Below are 21,877 nucleotides of genomic sequence, written 5' to 3'. Positions count from 1 at the left end.
AGCCGGGCGCGCCTAGTTGAGGATGTAGCGCATGGGATTCACGCACACCCCGTTCAGGCGCACCTCGTAGTGCAGGTGCGGGCCGGTGCTGCGCCCCGAGTTGCCGATGTAGCCGATCAGGTCGCCCCGGTTGACGGTCTGGCCTTCCTTCAGCACGAAGCGCTGCATGTGCGCGTAGCGGGTGGAAAGCCCCCCGCCGTGTTGCAGCACCACGCAGTTGCCGTAGGCGCCGTCCACCCCCGCGAGAGTGACGGTGCCGCGCGCCGGAGCGTAGATGGGCGTGCCGGGGCGGTTGATGACGTCGATGCCCTTGTGGAATTCGCCCTTGCCGGTGAACGGCGAGGCGCGCATGCCGAAGGTGGAGGAAATGTAGCCGTCGGCGGGCCAGATGGAGGGGGTGGCGGCCAGCACTTCGCGGTTTTCGCGCAGGGCGCGCACCAGTTCCTGCTGGCGCACCTCTTCCAGCCGCACGTCGGTGGAAAGCTGTTGCAGAAAGCTGTGCATCTTGCGGGCCAACAGTTCCTGGCGATGCAGCGGCAGGTAGCTCTTGGAAAAGTCTTCGGAGCGCGAGCCGCCCATGGAGGCGGTTTCGCCGGCGTCCTTCTCCATGTTCATCATCAGGCGCAGCTTGGAGTCGAACTGCTGCACGCGCGAAAGGTCGGCTTGCAGGGTGCGCACCTTGCCCACCATGTTCAGCATCTGCCCGTTCTGCTCCTCCACCGTGCGCTCGGCCTCGGCCAGGCGGCGTTGCAGGGCCAGGTTTTCGGAGTAGAAGCCCCATAGCCACACGTTGGTCCCGGCCAGCGCCAGCCCCAGGCAGACCACGGCGAAACCGAACCACCCGCGCATGCGCAGGTTGCGGTGGGCGCCGTCGCGCTCCTTGAGGATGACGATGTGGTACTTGCCGAGCAGCATGTGTCGGGCGCGGTCCTGGGGTTAGGGCGTTGTACGGGCGGGGGAGGCGTTGGGCGGCGCATGCCGCAGCGTGGCGGTGGGGTGGCGCGCCGTGGCTGGGCGTAGAGCCTAACGGGTTGTCTAGCGTTATTGGTCCGAGGGTGTCAACCCAAGCTGCCAGCGGATCAACCCATTGAAAATGTTTGCTTTCGCGAATTTGTTGCCCTTGCACAACTCCTTCACCTCGGCGGCCATCTCGCTGCGGCGCGAATCGAAGGCCGACGGACAGGGGTTGGTCCACACGGGCAGGTTCCACTGTTTCACCGCGCGGGCGATGACCGGCTTTTCCACCAGCATCATGGGGCGGATAACCGTCAGCCTGCCGCCGAAAAAGGCTTCCTTCATGGACATGCCGTCCACCCGCCCGGTCTGGACCAGGTTCATGAAGAAGGTGGTCACCAGGTCGTCGGCGTTGTGCCCGAAGGCCAGGTGGGTCAGCCCGTACTGCTTGCACAGTTCGAACAGCCGGGTGCGGCGGAGCTTGGCGCAGTAGAAGCAGGGCGAGTTGCGCAGGTTGGCGGGCGAATGGGCCACCGGGCCGTGGTCGGTGACCTCGATGTGCGAGGCCACGCCGTTGGCGCGCAGCCAGGGCAGCAGGGGGGCGTGGTTGTGCGGGTCGAAGCCGGGGTTCACGTGCAGGGCCATGATCTCGAACCGGAAGGGCACGATGCGCTGGCGCAGCTTCAGCACCTGCAACAGCACCCAGCTGTCCATGCCGCCCGAAACGGCCACGCCGATGCGCGCGCCGGGGTGGATCATGGCGGTCTGCTGCATCAGCTTGCCTGCGGCGGTGACGCACTGCTTTTGGGCGTAGGACAGTTTTTCGCGGGGCATGGATTCTCCGTCTGGCGGGGTGGCGACAATGTGGCGGGGGGCGGGGGAGGGGCGCCGCATGGCCGGGCCGCCCCCCGATACCCCGGCACGGGGGCGGAAGCAACCGCTGACCCGCGCCGGGCGTCGGGCGGCGCATCATATACTATCCGGGCCATGCGCTCCGCCATCGCAGCAGCGCAGGGGCGCTTGACGCGCCTTGACGGGACGGGTATGTTGCGCAGCTTGGCGTAGTGCGTCCGCGTGCCGCCTGTGTGCCGGAAGTCGATGCCCCGCCGGAATCCGCGCGGGGGACTGGACAACCGGCACTGCCGCATTACCTGAAAGAGGCGTTGCGCGCGCCCGCGCCGCCGCGCCCAATCCTTTCCGCAAGGAGCTCCCATGGCCCGCATTACCGTCGAAGACTGCCAGGAACGCGTCGACAACCGCTTCCTTCTCGTGCAGATGGCCATCAAGCGCGTGCGCCAGTACCGCGAAGGGTACGAGGCGCTGGTCGATTCGCGCAACAAGGAAGTGGTGACCGCCCTGCGCGAGATCGCCGCCGGCAAGGTGCTGCCCGATGAAGAGGCGCGCTACGTGGAGACCGAGGACGACGTCCGGGGCGAATAGCCAGCCATGAGCCAGCGTGACTATTACGAGGTGCTCGGCGTGGGCCGGGACGCGTCGGAGGACGAGATCAAGCGGCAGTACCGCAAGCTTGCGCTCCAGTACCACCCCGACCGCAACCCGGACAATCCCGAGGCCGAGCAGAAGTTCAAGGAGGCCGCCGAGGCCTACGACGTGCTGCGCGACGCCGACAAGCGCGCGCGGTACGACAGGTTTGGCCACGCGGGCCTCAACGGCAACGGCGGCGGCCACGGCTTCGCCAATGCCGAGGACGTGTTCGCCCACTTCAGCGACATCTTCGGCGACCTTTTCGGGTTCGCCACCGGCTCGTCGCGCATGCGCGGCCCGCGCCCCCAGGCCGGGGCCGACCTGCGCTACAACCTGTCCATCTCCTTCCGTCAGGCCGCCAAGGGCGACGAGGTCACCCTGCGCCTGCCCAAGAAGGTGGCCTGCGACGAGTGCAGCGGTTCCGGCGCGGCCCCCGGCACGCGGCCCGAACAGTGCCGCCACTGCGGCGGCAGCGGCCAGATCCGCCAGAGCCAGGGCTTTTTCCAGATCGCCGTGCCGTGCCCCGTGTGCCGGGGCGAAGGGCAGGTCATTTCCACGCCCTGCCCCAAATGCAAGGGTGCGGGCATCCTGCAACAGGTGCGCGAACTGTCCGTGCGCATTCCCGCCGGGGTGGACACCGGCAACCGCCTGCGCCTGCGCGGCGAGGGCGAACCGGGCCTGCACGGCGGACCGCCCGGCGACCTGTACGTGGTCGTCAGCGTGGAGCAGGACAAGACCTTCCGCCGTCAGGGCCAGGACCTGGTGATCACCCACGAGATCAGCTTCGTGCAGGCCGCCCTTGGCGACCGCATCGAGGTGCCCACCCTCGACGATCCGGTGACCCTGGAAATCCCCAGGGGCACCCAGGGCGGCGAGGTGTTCCGCCTGACCGACCAGGGCCTGCCCTACCTCGGCCATCACCAGAAGGGCGACCTGCTGGTGGAGGTGCGCGTGCTGACGCCCACCAGCCTTTCCAAGAAGCAGGAAGAACTGCTGCGCGAGTTCGCCAAGCTGGAGGAAGGCAAGCCCTTCGAGAAGGTCAAGAAGGTGGCGCGGAAGATCGGCAAGGCCATGGGCATGGAATAACCGGCCCTCTTGCATGGCCGATGTTTCGTCCGCCCCCGGTGTGCCGCGCCGGGGGCGGACGCCGTTTCCGGGGGCTGCGTCCGGCGGCGGGTTTCGCGCCCGGCGCGGCGGGTTGGCCTTTGCGGTGGCGGTGTGTTAGACTGAATCCGAGTACCGGTTTTCCCATGCAGGGGTGTCTCCGGCGCGCCATGCCAGCGGCGCGCCGGGGCTTTGTTTCCGTCCGGCAGGAGGTGTTTCATGATTGCCGATGCCCGTTCCGGCGCGCTGTTCCGCGCGGAAAGCCTGTTCGCCGAGCACATCTGCGATGCCGCCGTGCTGGCCGGTTTCGACCTGTCCACCGACGCCGTGCGCCGCATTCTGGTCGGAGACCCTCAGGCCCCGGCGTCGCCCGATGCCCGGATCTTCGTCCGGCGGCAGGGCCAGGCGCTGGGCTGGGTGCTGCGCCGGGTGCGCTCCGGCACGTTCGACCTCACCTGGGGCACGGCCCGCGCGGTGAACGCGCTGCTCACCGGCGCGCCGCATGACAGGACCGGGGAGGGCGCCGGGACCGCCGGGCAGCCGCCCGCGCGCGAACCGCTGCCCGGCGTCGCCGTCCCGCCGGACGCTTCGGACCCGCTCGAGGAAGCGGTGCGGGTGTTTCTGGAACTGGCCGTGCGGCGTCCCTTTGCCGGGGGCAACGTGCGCACCGGCTACCTGCTGGCCGAAGGCGCGGTGCTGCGGGCCGGGCTGCCCGCCATCGGGGTGCCCGGGCCGTTGCGGCAGGAGTTCGACGACCTGATGCGCCGCTGCCGGAGGAGACGCGCCAGGGGAGGACCGGCAGCCGCCGGAGTGGACGGGGCCGAGGTGGCGGCCATGGCCGGATTCTTCCGGCGTTGCGGCCGGTGGCCCTAGGGGCTGTTTCTAAATTGTCCTTTCGCCCGTTGGCTGCGTCAAACTTCGCCTGCCATGTCGGTCGAATACGGTAAGAGTATACTCCCTCATGGCAGGCTCGTTTTCCTTGCCAACGAACGAAAGTCCTAATTTGGAAACAGCCCCTAGGCGGGCCGGGCATACGACCGGAATACGACGGAGGACGACATGTGGCATCTGGACATCGACATCGCCGGCGCGCTGCTGATTTTCGCGCTGCGCCTCGCGGACGTGGCCCTGGGCACGGTCCGCTCGGTACTGGTCATGCGGGGCATCCGCCCGGTGGCCGCGCTGGTGGGCTTCTTCGAGATACTCATCTGGGTGTTCGCCGTCTCGCAGGTCATGAGCCACCTGGACCACCTGGCCAACGTCTTCGCCTACGCCGCCGGGTACAGCTCGGGCATCCTGCTGGGCATGGTCATCGAGGAGCGCATGGCCCTCGGCGTGGTGGTCGTCAACATCGTGACCCCCAGCGGCGAGGCCATGGCCCGCGCCATCCGCCAGGCGGGCTTCGGGGCCACCACCCTGCCGGGCGCGGGGGGCAGCAGCGATGTGGACCTGATCCGCGTGGTGTCGCCCCGCAGGCGCTCGCGCGAACTGCTGGCCCTGTGCCGCGAACTGTGCCCCGGCTGCTTCGCCACCGTGGAGGACGTGCGCAGCGTGCGGGGCGGCTTCAGCGTCTGACCCGCACATCTGCCGCCCGCATCCGTATGGGGGATTTGCCTACCATTATATAGGGAAACACCCATAAAATCCCCCATAAACCCCTCCCGCAATCTTGACGGCCCGCGAAGGGCCATGTCACTAATCAACCAACCAGCATGCATGGTTCCCGTGCATGGGGATGGCGGGTGCGCGCCTTACAGCCCCAAGGGGCCGCCGTACCCCGCACGGCTGTGCCGCCGGAAGTTTCCCGCGCCTGCCGCAGTACCTTCGCGTCCGCAAGGAAGTGTCCCGACATGAATCCAGCCCCGCCGCATCCCCGCCGCACCCACAGCCGGACATCCGGCGGGGCGGCGGCACAGGCGCGGCCCGCACCGCGCGGCTGGGGGGCGGGGGTGGCGCTGTTGCTGGCGGCGCTGTTGTGGCTGGTCCCTTTGGGCGCGGCCACGGCAGTGGCGGGCGACGCGGACCAGTCACCGGCCCAGCCCCTGACGCTGGACCAGTGCATCGCCGTGGCCCTGCGCAACAATGCGGGCCCGGCCGCCGCGCGCGAGGGGCTGGTCATAGCCGAGGCCCAGCATCGCCAGGCCCTTTCGGCCTACTGGCCGCAACTCACCGTATCCTCCACCCAGACGCGGCTGGATCGTGACCCGGTCTTCGTCTATCCGGAAGACTCCTTCGACTATACCGTGGACATGGGCGGCGGCCCCATGACCATGCGCACCACCGTGCCCGAGCGGCGCATCCGCCTTGCCGACCGCGACATCGGGGAGTTCCGGGCGGACTTGGGCCTTCTGCTGTACGACGGCGGCCGCCGCGAGGCCCGCGTGCGCGAGGCCGTGGCCGGGCACGACGCGGCGGCGGGCGACGTGCGCCAGACAACCCTGCAACTGGTGCACGACGTGACCGTCCGCTACCACGGGGTGGTTCTGGCGCGGGCCCTGCGCGACCTGGGGCGCGAGACGGTGCAGCGGTTCGAGGCCACCCGCGACGTGGCCGAGCATTTCTACAGGGGCGGTTCGCAGCGGGTGCGCAAGACCGACTGGCTGCGCGCCCAGGTGGCCGTTTCCGGCATGCGGACCCGGCTGGCGGAACTGGACTCCAACGTGGAGCTGGCCGAATCGGCCCTGGCCAATACCATGGGCCTGCCGTGGGACGGCCGGGTGCGGGTGGCGGACACGGAACTGCCCGCCGCGCCCGACCCCGGCGTGCTGGAGGATTCCGTGGCCGACGCCTACCGCCTGAACCTGGACCTGGCCCGTTTCGACGCCGGGGTGCGCGCGGCAGAGGCCCGGCTGGACGACGCCACCGGCGAATACCTGCCCGTGGTCTTGCTGTTCGGCGCCCTGTCCACGGTGACCAATTCCTACGACGGCGGTCTGGTGGCCGAGGGCGAACGCACCCACGGCGCCACCGGCCTGACCGTGGAACTGCCGCTGTTCGAAGGCTTCCGCACCCGGGCGCGGATGGAGGAAATGCGCGCCCGGCTGCGCCAACTGGCCCACCAGCGGGTGCTGCTGCGCGAGGGCGTGGCCCTGCGCGTGAAGGACGCGGTGCTCCAGGAACGCCGCGCCGCCCGGCAGGCCGCCATCGGCGCGGAGACCGTGGCCGTGGCCCTGGAAAGCCGCGCCCTTACCGAGCGCGCCTACCGCGAAGGGCTGGTGGACACCCGCGAACTGCTGGAAGCCCAGATCTACGAATCCATGGTGCGCGCGGCGCGGCTGCGCGCCCTGTACGACGCGCAGGCGGCGGCGGCCGCCCGCAACTTGGCGGCGGGCACGGAACTCCTCGAACACCTGCGGGAGGTGGGCTATGGCGCTCGTGCGCTGCCCTGAATTCTCCCCCGTGCCAGCCCGGCCAGTCCGGTATGGCGGACATGGCCACGCGCTGCCGTGTCTGGCTGCGCTGCTGATGCTGCTGTGCGCCGTGGCCCCCGCCGCGCCCGCGCCTGCCGCCCCGGCGGAATTGCGCCTTGGCTACGTGGAATATTTCCTGCCCGGCGTGGACCGCAAGGACGTGGCCCTGGCCGTGCAGATGTGGGCGCGCCGCTACGTGGAGACGGAGCGCGGCCTTGGCGTGCGGCTGTCCGCCTTTGCCTCGCGGGGCGAAATCCGCGCGGCGCTGCTGTCCGGCCAACTGGACGTGGTGCACCTGCCCACCGTGGACTACCTGCTGCTGTCGCGCGAGTTGGACCTGAAGCCCTTCGGCGTGCCCGTCACCGACGGCGAATTCGGCGAACGCTACGTGCTGGTGGTGCCCAGGGGTTCGGGCGTCACCCGCATCGGGCAGTTGCGCGGGGCGCGGCTGCTGGTGCAGGCCATGTCCCTGGGCCAGGAAAGCCTGCCCGCGCGCTGGGTGGAACGCCTGCTGCGCGACCAGGGGCTGCCCCCGGCGGCCCGGCATTTCGCGTCCATGACGTACGAGGTGCAGCCCTCGCGCGTGCTGTTGCCCGTCTTCTTCGGCCAGGCCCCGGCCTGCGTCGTCACCGAGCGGTCGCTGCGCGTCATGGCCGAACTGAACCCCCAGATCGAGGCGCAGGTGGAGCGCGTGGCCGTTTCGCCGCCGCTCATAGACTTCGTGATGTGCCTCGCGCCGTCCGTGGACCCTTCGCTGGCGCCGCGCTATGCGGAACTGGGGCTGGGCCTTTCGGACAACCCGTGGGGCAGGCAGATGCTGCTTCTGCTGCAACTGGACGGCATCGCGCCGTTCCGGCCCGAGGCCATCGAACCCGCGCGCCGCCTGGTGGAACCATGAGCACGCCCCCATCCGTCATCGCGGCGGCCGAACGGCCGGAGGGCTCCGGCGCACCCCATCCCCATCGCACCCGTCCGCGCGGCGCCCGTTCGCGCATCCGCTCGGGATTCGGCATCGCCCTCAAGGCGGGCGGGCTGGCCTTCGTGGCCGGGCTGGCCATCATCGCGGCCATTCTGGGCATGATCATCCCCTATCAGCAGGGGGTGCTGCGCCGGGGCATGGAATCGCAGGCCGACAAGCTGGCCTCGTCGGTGGCCGAGGTGGCCGCCACCGCCCTGGCCGCGGAAGACTACGCCGCCCTGGTGGACCACTGCACCGGCGTGCTCCGGCGGCAGCCGGGGCTGGAATACATCGTGGTCACGCGGGCAGACGGCTCGGCCCTGGTGTTCCGCCGCGGCGGCTGGGTGTTCCGGCCGGCGGGCAGCACCGTGCAGCCGGTGCGGGACGGCGGCTTCCGCCGGGGGCTGCCTCCGGGGACGGAAGAGGCGGACGCCGTCCGCCCCGCCGGCGCCGATCCGCCGGAGGTGTACCATCACGTGCTGCCCGTGGAGCGGGCGGGCATTTCCATCTGCACCGTGTCCGTGGGCCTTGCCCTGGACGGCTACCGGGCGGAGCAGCGCGCCGCGTGGTGGCACATCGGCGCACTGACGGTCATGGCCCTGCTGGTGGCCCTGGCCACGGCGCTGCTGCTGTCGCGCACGGTGACCCGCACGGTGTTGCGCCTGTCGGGCTGGGTGCGTTCCATCGGCCCCGGCAACATGGGCCAGCGCATCCGGATCGACACCGGCGACGAACTGGAGGGGTTGGCCAACGCCTTCAACGGCATGCTCGACCTGCTGGAGGCCTCGCAGCGCGAACTGAACGAGGCCCACCGCGAACTGGAGCGCCGCGTGCGCGAGCGCACCGCCCAACTCTGCGACGCCAACGCCAGGCTGCACCTGATGGGCGAGGTGTTCACCCACGCGGTGGAGGGCATCTTCATCACCGACAGCGCGGGCATGGTGGTGGCCGTGAACCCGGCCTTCGAGCGCATCACCGGCGTGGACGCGCGGTCCATGGTGGGCCGCATTTCCCCGGCCCTGGGCATGGTGCCCGTGGGCGGCACGCGCAGCGTGTGGGACGAAATGCTGGAGCACGGTTCGTGGATCGGCGAGACGCGCGGGCCGCACCGCGACGGCTGGCAGATTCCGCAATGGCTGAGCCTGGTGTCCATCCGCGACGAGGCCGGGGTGATCCTGAACTGCGTGGGGGTGTTCTCGGACATCACCGACATCAAGCAGAAGGAAGCGCAGATCACCTACCAGGCCAACCACGACGACCTGACCGGCCTGCCCAATCGCAAGCACATCTTCGAACTGCTGCGCGACGCCATCGCCAGGGCTTCGGCGCGCGGCCACAAGCTGGCCGTGGTGTTCATCGACATGGACGGCTTCAAGTTCATCAACGATTCGTACGACCACGCCACCGGCGACCAGTTGTTGTGCGACGTGGCCCGGCGGCTGCGCACGTCCCTGCGGCCCGGCGACATCCTGGGGCGGCTGGGGGGCGACGAATTCGTGGCGGCGGTGGGCGGCATCACCGACAAGACCCATCTGGACGGCATCATGCGGCGGCTGTTCGAAACCTTTGCCGAACCGTTCGAGTACGGCGGCATGGGCTTTTCGGTCACGGCCAGCTTCGGCGTGTCGGTGTATCCCGACGACGGCGAGACCGCCAACGAACTGCTGTCGCGCGCGGACATCGCCATGTACCGCGCCAAGGACATGGGCAAGAACGCCATCGCCGTGTTCTGCGAGGAGCAGTGCCTGGAATTCACCCGGCGCTACCGCATGGACCAGGACATCAAGGCGGCCATCGCCGGGCGCGAGTTCCGGCTGGTGTACCAGCCCATCGCCGACGCGCGCGCCCTGCGGGTGCGCAAGGTGGAGGCGTTGCTGCGCTGGGAGCGTGACGGCGCGGTGGTGGCCCCGCCCTCGGTGTTCATCCCCGTGGCGGAAAGCTCCAACTCCATCCGCGAGATAACCCGGCTGGTGGTGGAAATGGCCTGCGCCCAGCACGCCGCGTGGCGGCTGGAGGGATTGACCCTGCCGGTGTCGGTGAACATCTCGTCCCGTTGCCTGAACAGCGACGAGACCATCAGCCATATTGCCGCGTGCCTGAACGCCTACGACGTGCCCCCGGACGCGCTGGAAGTGGAGATTACCGAAACCTCGCTGATGCAGAACTACGAGCGCGGCAACGCCATGCTGTGCACCCTGCGCGACCTTGGGGTGCGCGTTTCGCTGGACGACTTCGGCACCGGGTATTCCTCGTTGCAGTATCTTGCGCGCATGCCCATCCACGCCCTGAAGATAGACCGTACCTTCGTGCAGGAACTGCTGGACGAGGGCGGCAGCCTGGAAATCGTGGAGACCATCCTGGGCCTGGCCCGCAGCCTGCGCCTGGCCACGGTGGCCGAGGGGGTGGAGACGGCGGCCCAGCTTTCCGCCCTGCGCGGCATGGGCGTGGACTACCTGCAAGGGTACTGCCTTGCCCGGCCGCTGCCCGCCGACGGCATCCTGACCCTGTGCCGCCGGGGGATGCGGCTGGTGCCCAGGGACGTGGAAACATAGAAGGGATTCGTGGCCTGAAGCAGCCCCTGAAGTGTGCCTGCCACCCCGGCCCGGCGGACGCCGCATTGGCGTCCGTCCTGTTTTGCGCTACAGCCAAGAAGGATGGAACCGCTGGCGCGGGGCCGCGCCGGGGTCATCCGTCCGCCCTGTTTCACGTCCGGCAGGAGGTTGCCCCATGTCTTCCGATACGCCCAAAGCGCCCGGCGGCGATGCGCCCGCATCCTCCGTCCGGCTCGACGATATGCCCGATCCCCTCGACTATGGCGAAGATGGCCCGGACCTGCCCAACACCGGGTGCGGTTGCGGGTGCGGCGCGCCCTCCGCGCTGGAATGCACCGGGGGCATGGGCCATGCCGCGCCCGAGCCCGGCGGGGAAGAGGCGGCCTTCAGCCACATGACCGGGGACGGCAGCGTGACCATGGTGGACGTGGGCGGGAAGGCCCCCACCCAGCGCATCGCCATCGTGCGGGCCGTGGTGGAGGTGAATGCCGACACCCTGGACCTGCTCAAGCGCCGCGCCCTGCCCAAGGGCGACGTGCTGACCACCGCCAAGATCGCGGGCATCATGGCCGCCAAGCGCACGGCGGAACTGATCCCCATGTGCCACCCGCTGGCCATCAGCTACGCCGACGTGCGCTTTACCGTGGTGGACGCGCCCCCCTCCATCGAACTGGAGGCGGAAGTGCGCACCACCGGCCAGACCGGCGTGGAGATGGAAGCCATGACCGCCGCGCAGGTGGCCGCGCTGACCATCTACGACATGTGCAAGGCCGTGCAGAAGGACATCGTGCTGCGTGACTGCCGCCTGGTGTTCAAGTCCGGCGGTAAGAGCGGGGTGTTCCGGGCGGGGTAGGAGAGGAAGCGGAGGCGGGATGTCGCGGCGTACTCCGTGAAGTACGTTGCTACAGCATCACCGCGTCAAGCCCCTTGTGTTTGACGATGGCCAGCAGCCGCAAGGCCGGGCCGCCCGGTTTCTTCACCCCGCGCTCCCAGTCGGAGACCAGGTTCTTGGAGACGTTCAGATACCGGGCGAACACGGGCTGGGAAAGCCGGGCCCGTTCACGTATGTTCCGGATTTCCTCCGGGGTGATGCCGTCCACGGGCGCGAGGCAGGAAGCGTCGAACTCCTTCATGGTGACCTTGTCGATCACACCGTGCGCGTGGAGCGCTTCCGCCGTTTCGTGAACCGCCGCCAGTACGTCGCTCTTGTATGTCTTTGCCATGGTCTACTCCTCGCGCAGGACTTCCAGAAAGGTCCCGGCCCTGACTTCCGCCTCCAACTGTGCGTCATTCATGGACAGAAGTATCTTTGCCAGCTTCCTGAGGCTGTCGCGTTCCTTCGTCGTGATGTTTCCGCGCTTCGATTTGGGAAACCCGTAGACGAAAAAGGCCCGTTCTTCCCGCCGAAAACAGACGATGACCCGATAGCCCCCGGATTTTCCTTCTCCCGGCCGGGCCACCCGCTGCTTGTATACGCCCCCGCCGAGGTCCGCGTCGAACCGTCCGGCGTCCATGTCCGCCACCGCATCATGCAGGGCCGTGCCGGTGATGGCCTGCGCACCGGCGAAACGGGCGAATCAGGTGTTCGTGTAGACTTTCATGCGTTCCTTGCGGGAGGAAGGGCGGGGCATGTCGAGCGATGAGAATATATGTCACACCTTGTGTGACGTCAATACGGATGCATGGCGCGACTGCCGCCTGGTGTTCAAGTCCGGCGGCAAGAGCGGGGTGTTCCGGGCGGGGTAGGGGCGATTGCCCCGGACCGCAAGTACCGAAAGAGGCCGCGTAAGCGGCCTCTTTCGGTACTTGCGGTATCTAGTCGATAAACTCGCACCCCTTGGCCCGCAACATCTCGTCCACCCAGGTACGGTCCCACGTCCCGTCCGCGATGGCGGCCATGACCCGCGCTTCCTTTTTCATCAGGGCGTGGGCCTTTTCCAGCACCGCCGGTGCGTCGGCCGGGCTCACCACCACGACGCCGTCGCGGTCGCCCGCCACGATGTCGCCGGGGTTCACCACCAGCCCCCCGCAGGCGACGGGAAAGTTCACCTCGCCGCCGCCCTCCTTCACCGGGCCGTTGGGCGAAATGCCGGTGGCGTAGACCGGAAAGTCCATGGCCTCTATCTCTTCCGCATCGCGGATGCAGCCGTCCACCACCAGCCCGGCCAGGCCGCGCCGTTTCATCCACGTGGTCATCTGCCCGCCCACGATGGAGTAGAACGGCTCGTCGTGGGCGTTCACCACCAGCACGTCGCCGGGCCGGGCCATGTCCATGGCCTTGTTGAACAGCAGGTTGTCGCCCACGCGCACCCGCACCGTCAGCGCCGTGCCCAGCAGGGGCGCGCGGTTCATGGGCCGGATGCGCGCATGCATGCAGGCCATGCGGTTCATGGCGTCGCCGATGTTGGACACGGGGATGGACCGGAAGGCTTCCACGAGGGTGGCGTCCGGACGGACGATGGTGTTCTTGACGCGGTAGCCGGGGTTGGACATGCGGGTATCCTTGTGAAGGTGTGGCGCGGTGTTTCCGGAGGCCGGGGCTACCAGACCATCCGGAGCTTCGCGCCCATGTCCGAAATCTGCCGCTTCAGGTCCGGGATGGTGTACTGCCCGTAGTGCACGATGGAGGCGATGAGCGCGGCGGACGCGCCGCCCTTGGTGATGGCGTCGTACATGTGCGCCGGGCTGCCCGCCCCGCCGGAGGCGATGACCGGAATGGTCACCGCGTCGGAAATCATCCGGGTCAGGGTCAGTTCGTAGCCGTCCTTGGTGCCGTCGGCGTCGATGGAGTTGACGCACAGTTCCCCGGCCCCCAGCGCTTCACAGGTTTTGGCCCACTCGATGGCGTCCATGCCCATGTACTTGCGGCCGCCGTGGATGACGATCTCGTAGCCCGAGGGGATGGTCCCGGACTTTTCCACCTGCTTCACGTCCATGCCCACCACGATGGCCTGCGACCCGAAGGCCGCCGCGCCCCGGCTGATGATGTCCGGGTTCTTCACCGCGCCGGAGTTCACGGAGACCTTCTCGGCCCCGGCCACCAGCACGGCCCGCATGTCTTCCACGGTGTTGATGCCGCCGCCCACCGAAAAGGGGATGAAGATCGCCGAGGCCACCCGCTCGACCACGTCGAGAAAGATGCCCCGGTCCTCGTGCGAGGCGGTGATGTCGTAGAACACGATCTCGTCCGCGCCCTGTTCGTAGTAGCGGCGGGCGGTTTCCACCGGGTCGCCGATGTCCACGTTGCCCTCGAACTTCACGCCCTTGGTCAGGCGGCCGTTGCGGACGTCCAGGCAGGGGATGATGCGCTTGCTAAGCACGGCTGGCCTCCTTGCAGTAGGCGTGGAAGTTGCGCAGCAAGGCAAGGCCGGGGCGGCCGCTCTTTTCCGGGTGGAACTGCACGGCCCACAGGCCGGGACCGCCGTGGATGGCGCAGAATTCCTCGCCGTAGGTGCACGTGGCGATGACGTAGTCGTCCGGCGGGGTGGGGTAGTAGCTGTGCACGAAGTAGAATTCCGCTTCCGGCTCGATGCCCTTCAGCAGTTCGCAGGGGCGCTTCTGGACGATGCGGTTCCAGCCCATGTGCGGCACGCGGATGGGCGCGCCGTCCTCTTCCGTCCAGGCGGCGTTGAACAGGCGGCATTCGCCGGGCACGATGCCCAGGGCCTTGGTGTCGTTTTCCTGGCTGTAGTCCAGCATGATCTGGCAGCCCACGCAGATGCCCAGCAGCGGCTTGCCCGCCTGCACCTGGTCCTTGAGCACCTTGTCGAGGCCGGTGGAGACCAGTTCGTTCATGGCCTGCCCGGCCGCGCCCACGCCCGGAAAGATCACCCCGTGCGCCCCGGCGATGACCGCCGGGTCCGCCGTGATGACGCAGGGAATGCCCAGATGGTCCAGCGCACGGCGCACGCTGGTCTGGTTGCCTGCCTTGTAGTCGAGGATCGCGAGCATGTTTCTGTCCCTCGTGTTCTGGTGAACAGTGTCTAAATTGGCCTTTCGCCCGTTGGCTTCGTCAAACTTCGCCTGCCATGTCGGTCGAATACGATAAGAGTATACTCCCTCATGGCAGGTTCGTTTTCCTTGCCAACGAACGAAAATCCTAATTTAGAGACAATCCTTGGGCAACGGGCCGTGACAAATTCGGAAAACGCCCGCCGGGGCCGTTTCGCCCGTTTCAACCGTGCCGCCCGCGCCACCCGTGGCGTCCGGTATCGCTTGGGGGCCTCGTGAAGGCAATGCGGTAGCATTGGCGGGCCGTGGGGCGCAAGTGGCGGCGCGTCCGGCATGTCGGCAGTGGGGCGGCAACGGGGCGCCGGGGGGAAGTTTTCGCACCGCCGTTTCCCATCAATGTCAAAAAGCGGAATTCCGGCCCCGGCGGACGCCCCCGCGCGTCTTGCCAAGCGCCGGGGCGCACGATATAAGAGCCGGATTGCTGACGGCGCGTGGGCTCATGTCCGCGTGTTCCGCAACAATCGCGGGTGGATGGCCGTTCCCCCGCGCCTCGCCGCGCCGGAACGCCCCGCACACTCCCCCCGCCTTTGTCCCGGCAGCCCTCTTCTTTCCCGCCCCTGCGGGGCAACCCTGTTACCAGACAGAGTCCAATGCCCAAACGCACCGATTTGAAGCGGATCATGGTCATCGGTTCCGGCCCGATCGTCATCGGGCAGGCGTGCGAATTCGACTATTCCGGCACGCAGGCCGTGAAGGCCCTGAAGGAAGAAGGCTACGAGGTGGTGCTGGTCAACTCCAACCCCGCCACCATCATGACCGACCCCGGTCTTGCCGACCGGACCTACATCGAGCCCATCGAGCCCGAGACGGTGGCCGCCATCATCCGCAAGGAGCGGCCCGACGCGCTGCTGCCCACCCTGGGCGGCCAGACCGGCCTGAACACCGCGCTGGCCCTCGCCGCCATGGGCGTGCTGGACGAATGCGGCGTGGAACTCATCGGGGCCAACAAGCAGGTCATCGAAAAGGCGGAAAGCCGCGAACTGTTCCGCGAGGCCATGGCCAACATCGGCCTGAAGGTGCCCGCCAGCGGCATTGCCCGCACCATGGAAGACGTGCGCCGCCTGGGCGCGGAAATGCCCTTCCCGCTGATTATCCGTCCCGCCTTCACCATGGGCGGCACCGGCGGCGGCATCGCCTACAACATGGAGGACCTGGAAGAGATCGCCGCGCGCGGGCTCGCCGCCTCCATCAAGCACGAGGTGATGATCGAGCAGTCGGTGCTGGGCTGGAAGGAATTCGAGATGGAGGTCATGCGCGACAAGGCCGACAACTGCGTGATCATCTGTTCCATCGAAAACTTCGACCCCATGGGCGTGCACACGGGCGACTCCATCACCGTGGCCCCGGCCCAGACCCTGAGCGACGTCGAATACCAGATGATGCGCGACGCCTCCATCGCCATCATGCGCGAGATCGGCGTGGAAACGGGCGGCTCCAACGTGCAGTTCGGCATCAACCCGCAGAACGGCGACATGGTGGTCATCGAGATGAACCCCCGCGTGTCGCGCTCGTCCGCGCTGGCCTCCAAGGCCACCGGGTTCCCCATCGCCAAGATCGCGGCCAAGCTGGCCGTGGGCTACACGCTGGACGAGATTCCCAACGACATCACCCGCGAGACCATGGCCAGCTTCGAGCCGTCCATCGACTACTGCGTCACCAAGATTCCGCGCTTCACCTTCGAGAAGTTTCCCGGCGCGCGCGACGAGCTGACCACCTCCATGAAGAGCGTGGGCGAGGCCATGTCCATCGGCCGCACCTTCAAGGAATCGTTGCAGAAGGGCCTGCGCTCGCTGGAAGTGGGCGCGCCCGGCCTGGGGTCCGGCTTCCGCTGCAAGGGGCCGGAGCGCGAGGACATCATGCGCAAGCTGCGCACGCCCAACTCGCGCCGCATCTTCTACGTGCGCCACGCCATGCTCGACGGCATGACCGTGGAGGAAATCCACGAGGCCACCGCCATCGACCCGTGGTTTTTGCGCCAGATGAAGGACCTGGTGGACATGGAGGCCGAACTGCGCGACTTCGCCCTGGGCAACGCCATGACCGTGGACAACGCGGAACTGGTGGCCCTGATGCGCCGCGCCAAGGAATACGGCTTCTCCGACCGGCAGCTGGCCGAAATGTGGAAGCGCCCCGAATCGGACGTGCGCACCCTGCGCACCCAGATGGGCATCGCGCCCACCTACTATCTGGTGGACACCTGCGCCAGCGAGTTCGAGGCGTACACCCCCTACTACTACTCCACCTACGAGACCGGCCGCGAGGTCACGCCCGACGACCGCAAGAAGGTCATCATCCTGGGCGGCGGGCCCAACCGCATCGGACAGGGCATCGAGTTCGACTACTGCTGCTGCCACGCCTCGTTCGCGCTGAAGGAAATGGGCGTGCAGGCCATCATGGTCAACTCGAACCCCGAAACGGTCTCCACCGACTACGACACCTCGGACCGCCTGTACTTCGAGCCGTTGACCTACGAGGATGTCATGAACATCGTCGAGGCCGAGAAGCCCGACGGGGTGGTGGTGCAGTTCGGCGGGCAGACCCCGCTGAACCTGGCCGTGCCGCTGATGCGCGCGGGCGTGCCCATTCTGGGCACCTCGCCCGACTCCATCGACCGCGCCGAGGACCGCGAACGCTTCCAGGCCCTGTTGCAGAAGCTGGGCCTGCGCCAACCCGCCAACGCCACGGTCATGTCCCTGCCCGAGGCGCGCTGCGCCGCCGGGCGCATCGGCTTTCCCGTGGTGGTGCGGCCCAGCTACGTGCTGGGCGGCAGGGCCATGGAGATCGTGTACGACGACGAGCAGCTTGCCGAATACTTCGCCACCTCTGTGGGCGAAAAGCCCAAGCATCCCATCCTCATCGACAAGTTCCTGGAAAGCGCCACGGAAGTGGACGTGGACGCCCTGTCCGACGGCGCCGACGTGTACGTGGCGGGCATCATGGAGCACATCGAGGAGGCGGGCATCCACTCCGGTGACTCCGCCTGCGTCATTCCGCCGCACACCCTGCCCGAGGCCATCGTCAACGAGATAGCCCGGCAGACCGTGGAACTGGCGCGCGAACTGCGCGTGGTGGGCCTGATGAACATCCAGTTCGCGGTCAAGGACGGGCTGATCTACATCCTTGAGGTGAACCCGCGCGCCTCGCGCACCGCGCCCTTCGTGTCCAAGGCCACCGCGGTCCCCCTGCCGCGCCTGGCCACCCAGATCATGCTGGGGGCCACGCTGAAGGAACTGGACCCGTGGTCCATGCGCCGCACCGGCTACTTCTCGGTGAAGGAATCGGTGTTCCCGTTCAACCGCTTCCCGGGGGTGGACATCCTGCTCGGCCCCGAAATGCGGTCCACGGGCGAGGTGATGGGTATTGCCTCCAGCTTCGAGGAAGCCTATCTGAAGGGCCAGCTTGCCGGCGGGCAGCGCCTGCCCGAGGGCGGCAAGATCTTCATCTCGGTCAACGACCGCGACAAGCTGCTGATCACGGACGTGGCCCGCATGTACGCCGACCTCGGCTTCGAGGTGCTGGCCACCAGCGGCACGGCCAAGCTGCTGCGCGAAGGCGGCGTGCCCGCCACGGCGGTGCACAAGGTGTACGAGGGGCGGCCCAACATCGTGGACTTCATCAAGAACGGCGAAATCGCCCTGGTGGTCAACACCGCCTCGGGCAAGCGCACCGTGCAGGACTCCAAGTCCATCCGGCAGGCCACGCTGATGTACGGGGTGCCCTACAGCACCACCGTATCCGGGGCGCGGGCCATCGCCCAGGCCATCCGGGCCAGCCGCTGCTGCGGGGTGAACGTGCAGAGCTTGCAGGAATACTACGGAACCAACTAGACGAGCGACAACGGGACCGGGCCAAGGCCCGGTCCCGCGCTTTGGGCCACGCGCGTGGCCCACGACATGACCACAATGGGCGCGCAACGGACCGTCTGCATCGAGGTATAGCATGATCAAGCACTATTGCGGCATCTTCGGCATCTACAACCACGCCGAAGCGGCGCGCATGGCATACTTCGGCCTGTACGCCCTGCAACATCGCGGGCAGGAGAGCGCGGGCATCGTCACCTGGGACGGCCAGAAGCTGCGCGAACACCGGGGCATGGGCCTGGTGCCCGACGTGTTCAACGAGCGGCACCTGGGCAAGGAGCTGAAGGGCAACATCGCCGTCGGCCACATCCGCTATTCCACCACCGGGGCCTCGCTCATCCGCAACGCCCAGCCGTTCCTGGTGCGCTTCAAGGGCATGGAAATCGCCATCGCGCACAACGGCAACCTGACCAACACCGTGGAACTGCGCGACGAACTGGAGCGCAAGGGGTCCATCTTCCAGACCTCCATCGACAGCGAGGTCTTCGTGCACCTCATCGCGCACAACATGAACGGCAAGACCTTCGAGGAAGCCGTCATGGCCGCGTGCAAGCGGGTGCAGGGCGCGTATTCGCTGATCATCCTCGCCAACGACAAGCTCATCGCCCTGCGCGACCCGCACGGCATGCGCCCGCTGGCCCTGGGCCGCCTGGCCGGTTCGCCGGTGCTGGCGTCCGAAACCTGCGCCTTCGACCTGATGGAGGCGGAATTCATCCGCCCGCTGGACCCCGGCGAAATGCTGGTCATCGAAGGCAACAGCGTGAAGAGCTTCAGTCTGGTGGACGAGGACAGCAAGCCGCCCACGCGCCAGTGCATCTTCGAACTGGTCTACTTCGCCCGGCCCGACTCCATCGTGTTCGGCGAGGACGTGTACCAGTGCCGCAAGGAGATGGGTCGCCAGCTGGCCCTGGAATCGGCCCCGGACGTGGACTTCATCATGCCCTTCCCGGATTCCGGCATCTACTGTGCGGTGGGCTTCGCCCAGCAGTCGGGCCTGCCGTACGAGCACGCCATGATCCGCAACCACTACGTGGGCCGCACGTTCATCCAGCCCTCGCAGGACATGCGCGACTTCGGCGTGCAGGTGAAGATCAATCCGGTCAAGAGCATGATCAAGGGCAAGCGCATCTGCATCGTGGACGATTCCATCGTGCGCGGCACCACCATCCGCACCCGCGTGAAGAAGCTGCGCGAACTGGGCGCGGCGGAGGTGCACTTCCGCGTCAGTTGCCCGCCCATCAAGCATCCGTGCTTCTACGGCATCGACTTTTCGTCCAAGGGCGAACTGATCGCGGCCAACCACTCCATTGCCGAGATCGAGCGGTTCATCGGGCTGGATTCGCTGCACTACCTGTCCATCGACGGGCTGCTGCGCTCGGTGTCGCACCCCGAAAAGTACTGCCTGGCCTGCTTCAACGGCGACTACCCCATCCCCTGCGCGGGCGACGGGTGCAGCAGGGCGTGCCTTGAGGTGAGCGATTAGGGGGAGAGGAAGGCGCGTGCAGTGTGCTTCGTAAGCGCGTGCACACTGCGGGCGGAATCCGCGCTCTGCGGTCGCCATCCGTAAGGTTCGCAGGCTCACCTAACGGCTGCCGCCTTTTGTCGCCGGACGGCGTTGGCGCGGCATTTTTGGTGCTCACGTACAGAAGTACGCTGCGCCCAAAAATGCCGCGCCGCCTTGTCCGGCGGACAAAACTCGTAATCCCTTGCATTGTCCCCGCACCAGCTACCCGCAGCGGAAGACCGCTGCGGGGCACAAGGAAGAAAGACAGCCCCGGCGGATTGCAGTGACGCGTCGGACCAGCCGTTTTGCGGCCGACCTGTTGACCCGCTCCGCGTTTCGGGGGAAGAGAAGGTCGCCGCGCTGAGCGCAGCCCGTCCGGTTATATCCGGCCCGTCTGGTAATTTCCGCAACATCCACAGGATTTCCACGGCATGAGCGATTGCACCTGCGGCCAGCGCCGCACCGACTGGATACCCCTCGGGCGCGACGTGCTCGACATCGAAATCGAAGGTCTTACCGCCGTGCGCGACAGGCTCGGCCCCTCGTTCGAGGCGGCGCTGGCGCTGCTGGCCGGGTGCCGGGGCCGGGTGGTGGTCACCGGGCTCGGCAAGTCGGGCCTGGTGGGCCGCAAGCTGGCGGCCACCCTTTCCTCCACCGGCACGCCCGCGTTCTTCCTGCACCCGGTGGAGGGCGCCCACGGCGACATGGGCAGCCTGCGGGCGGAGGATGTGGTCATCGCCATCTCCAACTCCGGCGAGACGGACGAGCTGAACGCCATCCTGCCCAGCCTGCGGGCCATCGGCACGTCCATCATCGCCATGACCGGCAAGGCGCAGTCCACCCTGGGCCGCGCCGCCGACGTGGTGCTGGATGCCGGGGTCCCGCGCGAGGCGTGCCCCCACAACCTGGCTCCCACGGCCTCCACCACGGCGGTGCTGGCCCTGGGCGACGCCCTTGCTGTGTGCCTCATCCACTGGAAATCGTTCACCGAAAACGATTTCCTGCGCTACCACCCCGGCGGTTCGCTGGGCCAGCGGCTGCGCCTGCGCGTGCATGAACTGATGCACACCACGGGCATCCCCGTGACCCAGGACGACGTGGGCCAGGAAGAGGCCGTGCGCGTGCTGGACAAGGGCGGCTTCGGCGCGGTGGCCGTGGTGGACGGCAGCGGCAGGCTGATGGGCATCCTTACGGACGGCGACGTGCGCCGTGCGGTGATCCGGGGCGACTACGCCCCGCGCACGCCGGTGACGGCCATCATGACCCGCAACCCGCGCAGCGCCCGCAGCGGCCAGTCCGTGGCCGAACTGCTGGACGTCATGGAGCAGAAGGCCATCACCGTGTTGCCCATTGTGGACGACGCGCACCGCCTGGTGGGCCTCGTCCACCTGCACGACCTGCTGGGCAAAGGCGGGGTGAGCTTCGCCGGGTAGGCCCGGCGCGTCCCCCGCATCCGCGTTTCCGTCACCCTCACACCGCCCGGAGCCAGCCGCATGAGCGCCAAGCGCGTGCAAGACAGCGAAGTGGTGATGACCCACCGCCCCCTGCCGGAGGACGCCAACCCCGCGGGCAACGTGCACGGCGGGGTTATCCTGAAGCACATCGACCTGGCTGGGGCCGTGGCCGCCATGCGCCATTGCCGCACCCCGGTGGTGACGGCCTCCATCGACCGCATGGATTTCCGCGCGCCGGTGCACGTGGGCGAACTGATGCAATTGAAAGCCAGCGTGAATCTGGCGGGTGGCACCTCGCTGGAGGTGGGCGTGCGGGTGGAGGCGGAAAACCTGCTCACCGGCGAATCGCGTCACGCCGCCTCGGCCTACCTGACCTTCGTGTCCATGGGGCCGGATCGCAAGCCCGTGCCCGTGCCGGAACTGCTGCTGGAAACGCCCGGCCAGCACCGCCGCAACCGCGAGGCGCAGCGCCGCCGCGAGCAGCGGCGGGAGGAGCGCAAGCGCGAAAGGGCCGCGCAGGAAGCGCTGGCCACGGCCACGGTGGAAGAGGTGGAGCATTATTACTGAGTTGCCGCGCGGTCGGAC

Annotated in this window: 18 protein-coding genes and 1 pseudogene; 12 read left to right on the top strand and 7 right to left on the bottom strand. The window is 67.9% G+C overall.

What is annotated here, in order from left to right; all coding sequences use genetic code 11:
• Positions 1 to 12 precede the first annotated feature (12 nt).
• Positions 13 to 915, bottom strand: a complete 903-nt coding sequence (locus ACR4XJ_RS14540; RefSeq protein WP_333505857.1) for a M23 family metallopeptidase — start codon at positions 913 to 915, stop codon at positions 13 to 15.
• Positions 916 to 1,041: 126 nt separating this feature from the next.
• Positions 1,042 to 1,788, bottom strand: coding sequence for a tRNA lysidine(34) synthetase (locus ACR4XJ_RS14535; RefSeq protein ID WP_434755882.1), 747 nt, complete (start codon positions 1,786 to 1,788; stop codon positions 1,042 to 1,044).
• A gap of 378 nt (positions 1,789 to 2,166) precedes the next feature.
• On the opposite strand from ACR4XJ_RS14535, the gene rpoZ reads away from it, so the two are divergent.
• From rpoZ to moaC, 8 genes are all read left to right on the top strand, one after another.
• Complete coding sequence (gene rpoZ / locus ACR4XJ_RS14530) at positions 2,167 to 2,394, top strand: DNA-directed RNA polymerase subunit omega (protein ID WP_434755881.1); 228 nt, start codon at positions 2,167 to 2,169, stop codon at positions 2,392 to 2,394.
• A 6-nt stretch (positions 2,395 to 2,400) separates the two neighbouring features.
• Positions 2,401 to 3,525, top strand: a complete 1,125-nt coding sequence (gene dnaJ, locus ACR4XJ_RS14525; protein WP_434755880.1) for a molecular chaperone DnaJ — start codon at positions 2,401 to 2,403, stop codon at positions 3,523 to 3,525.
• A gap of 237 nt (positions 3,526 to 3,762) precedes the next feature.
• Entirely contained in the window at positions 3,763 to 4,416 is a 654-nt protein-coding gene (locus ACR4XJ_RS14520) for a hypothetical protein (RefSeq protein WP_434755879.1), read from the top strand.
• 186 nt (positions 4,417 to 4,602) lie between these two features.
• Positions 4,603 to 5,118, top strand: a complete 516-nt coding sequence (locus ACR4XJ_RS14515) for a DUF2179 domain-containing protein (RefSeq protein ID WP_333505862.1) — start codon at positions 4,603 to 4,605, stop codon at positions 5,116 to 5,118.
• Positions 5,119 to 5,393: 275 nt separating this feature from the next.
• On the top strand, positions 5,394 to 6,932 hold the full coding sequence (locus ACR4XJ_RS14510) for a TolC family protein (RefSeq protein ID WP_434755878.1): 1,539 nt from the start codon (positions 5,394 to 5,396) through the stop codon (positions 6,930 to 6,932).
• A complete protein-coding gene (locus tag ACR4XJ_RS14505; RefSeq protein ID WP_434755877.1) occupies positions 6,910 to 7,851 on the top strand; it encodes a phosphate/phosphite/phosphonate ABC transporter substrate-binding protein in 942 nt (313 codons plus the stop codon). The genes ACR4XJ_RS14510 and ACR4XJ_RS14505 overlap by 23 nt, the downstream gene beginning before the upstream one ends.
• Complete coding sequence (locus tag ACR4XJ_RS14500) at positions 7,848 to 10,463, top strand: putative bifunctional diguanylate cyclase/phosphodiesterase (protein WP_434755876.1); 2,616 nt, start codon at positions 7,848 to 7,850, stop codon at positions 10,461 to 10,463. The genes ACR4XJ_RS14505 and ACR4XJ_RS14500 overlap by 4 nt, the downstream gene beginning before the upstream one ends.
• A 175-nt stretch (positions 10,464 to 10,638) precedes the next feature.
• On the top strand, positions 10,639 to 11,316 hold the full coding sequence (moaC, locus tag ACR4XJ_RS14495; RefSeq protein ID WP_434755875.1) for a cyclic pyranopterin monophosphate synthase MoaC: 678 nt from the start codon (positions 10,639 to 10,641) through the stop codon (positions 11,314 to 11,316).
• A gap of 49 nt (positions 11,317 to 11,365) precedes the next feature.
• Here moaC and ACR4XJ_RS14490 read toward each other — a convergent pair whose 3' ends face one another.
• The 5 genes and pseudogenes from ACR4XJ_RS14490 to hisH form a co-directional block, all read right to left on the bottom strand.
• Entirely contained in the window at positions 11,366 to 11,686 is a 321-nt protein-coding gene (locus ACR4XJ_RS14490; RefSeq protein ID WP_333505867.1) for a helix-turn-helix domain-containing protein, read from the bottom strand.
• 3 nt (positions 11,687 to 11,689) lie between these two features.
• Positions 11,690 to 12,028, bottom strand: a pseudogene (locus ACR4XJ_RS14485) (type II toxin-antitoxin system RelE/ParE family toxin); the annotation flags it as partial.
• Positions 12,029 to 12,278: 250 nt separating this feature from the next.
• The gene (locus ACR4XJ_RS14480) at positions 12,279 to 12,956 is read right to left on the bottom strand and encodes an RraA family protein (RefSeq protein WP_434755874.1); all 678 of its coding nucleotides are present in this window, start codon (positions 12,954 to 12,956) and stop codon (positions 12,279 to 12,281) included.
• A 47-nt stretch (positions 12,957 to 13,003) separates the two neighbouring features.
• Complete coding sequence (gene hisF / locus ACR4XJ_RS14475; RefSeq protein WP_434755873.1) at positions 13,004 to 13,783, bottom strand: imidazole glycerol phosphate synthase subunit HisF; 780 nt, start codon at positions 13,781 to 13,783, stop codon at positions 13,004 to 13,006.
• A complete protein-coding gene (hisH, locus tag ACR4XJ_RS14470; protein WP_434755872.1) occupies positions 13,776 to 14,414 on the bottom strand; it encodes an imidazole glycerol phosphate synthase subunit HisH in 639 nt (212 codons plus the stop codon). The genes hisF and hisH overlap by 8 nt, the downstream gene beginning before the upstream one ends.
• Before the next feature lie 650 nt (positions 14,415 to 15,064).
• Between hisH and carB the strand changes: the two genes are divergently transcribed.
• The 4 genes from carB (at position 15,065) to ACR4XJ_RS14450 (ending at position 21,859) form a co-directional block, all read left to right on the top strand.
• Positions 15,065 to 18,301 carry a carbamoyl-phosphate synthase large subunit gene (carB, locus tag ACR4XJ_RS14465; RefSeq protein WP_434755871.1) on the top strand — a complete coding sequence of 1,079 codons (3,237 nt, stop codon included), beginning with the start codon at positions 15,065 to 15,067 and terminating at the stop codon, positions 18,299 to 18,301.
• Positions 18,302 to 18,413: 112 nt separating this feature from the next.
• Entirely contained in the window at positions 18,414 to 19,817 is a 1,404-nt protein-coding gene (gene purF, locus ACR4XJ_RS14460; protein ID WP_434755870.1) for an amidophosphoribosyltransferase, read from the top strand.
• Positions 19,818 to 20,269: 452 nt separating this feature from the next.
• Entirely contained in the window at positions 20,270 to 21,271 is a 1,002-nt protein-coding gene (locus ACR4XJ_RS14455; RefSeq protein ID WP_434755869.1) for a KpsF/GutQ family sugar-phosphate isomerase, read from the top strand.
• A 60-nt stretch (positions 21,272 to 21,331) separates the two neighbouring features.
• On the top strand, positions 21,332 to 21,859 hold the full coding sequence (locus ACR4XJ_RS14450) for an acyl-CoA thioesterase (RefSeq protein WP_434755868.1): 528 nt from the start codon (positions 21,332 to 21,334) through the stop codon (positions 21,857 to 21,859).
• Positions 21,860 to 21,877: the final 18 nt, after the last annotated feature.

Source organism: Nitratidesulfovibrio sp. D1, from assembly GCF_051133415.1.
GTDB lineage: Bacteria > Desulfobacterota > Desulfovibrionia > Desulfovibrionales > Desulfovibrionaceae > Cupidesulfovibrio.
Note: the sequence above shows the minus strand (reverse complement) of the source record. Positions and strands in the feature narration are given on the sequence as shown.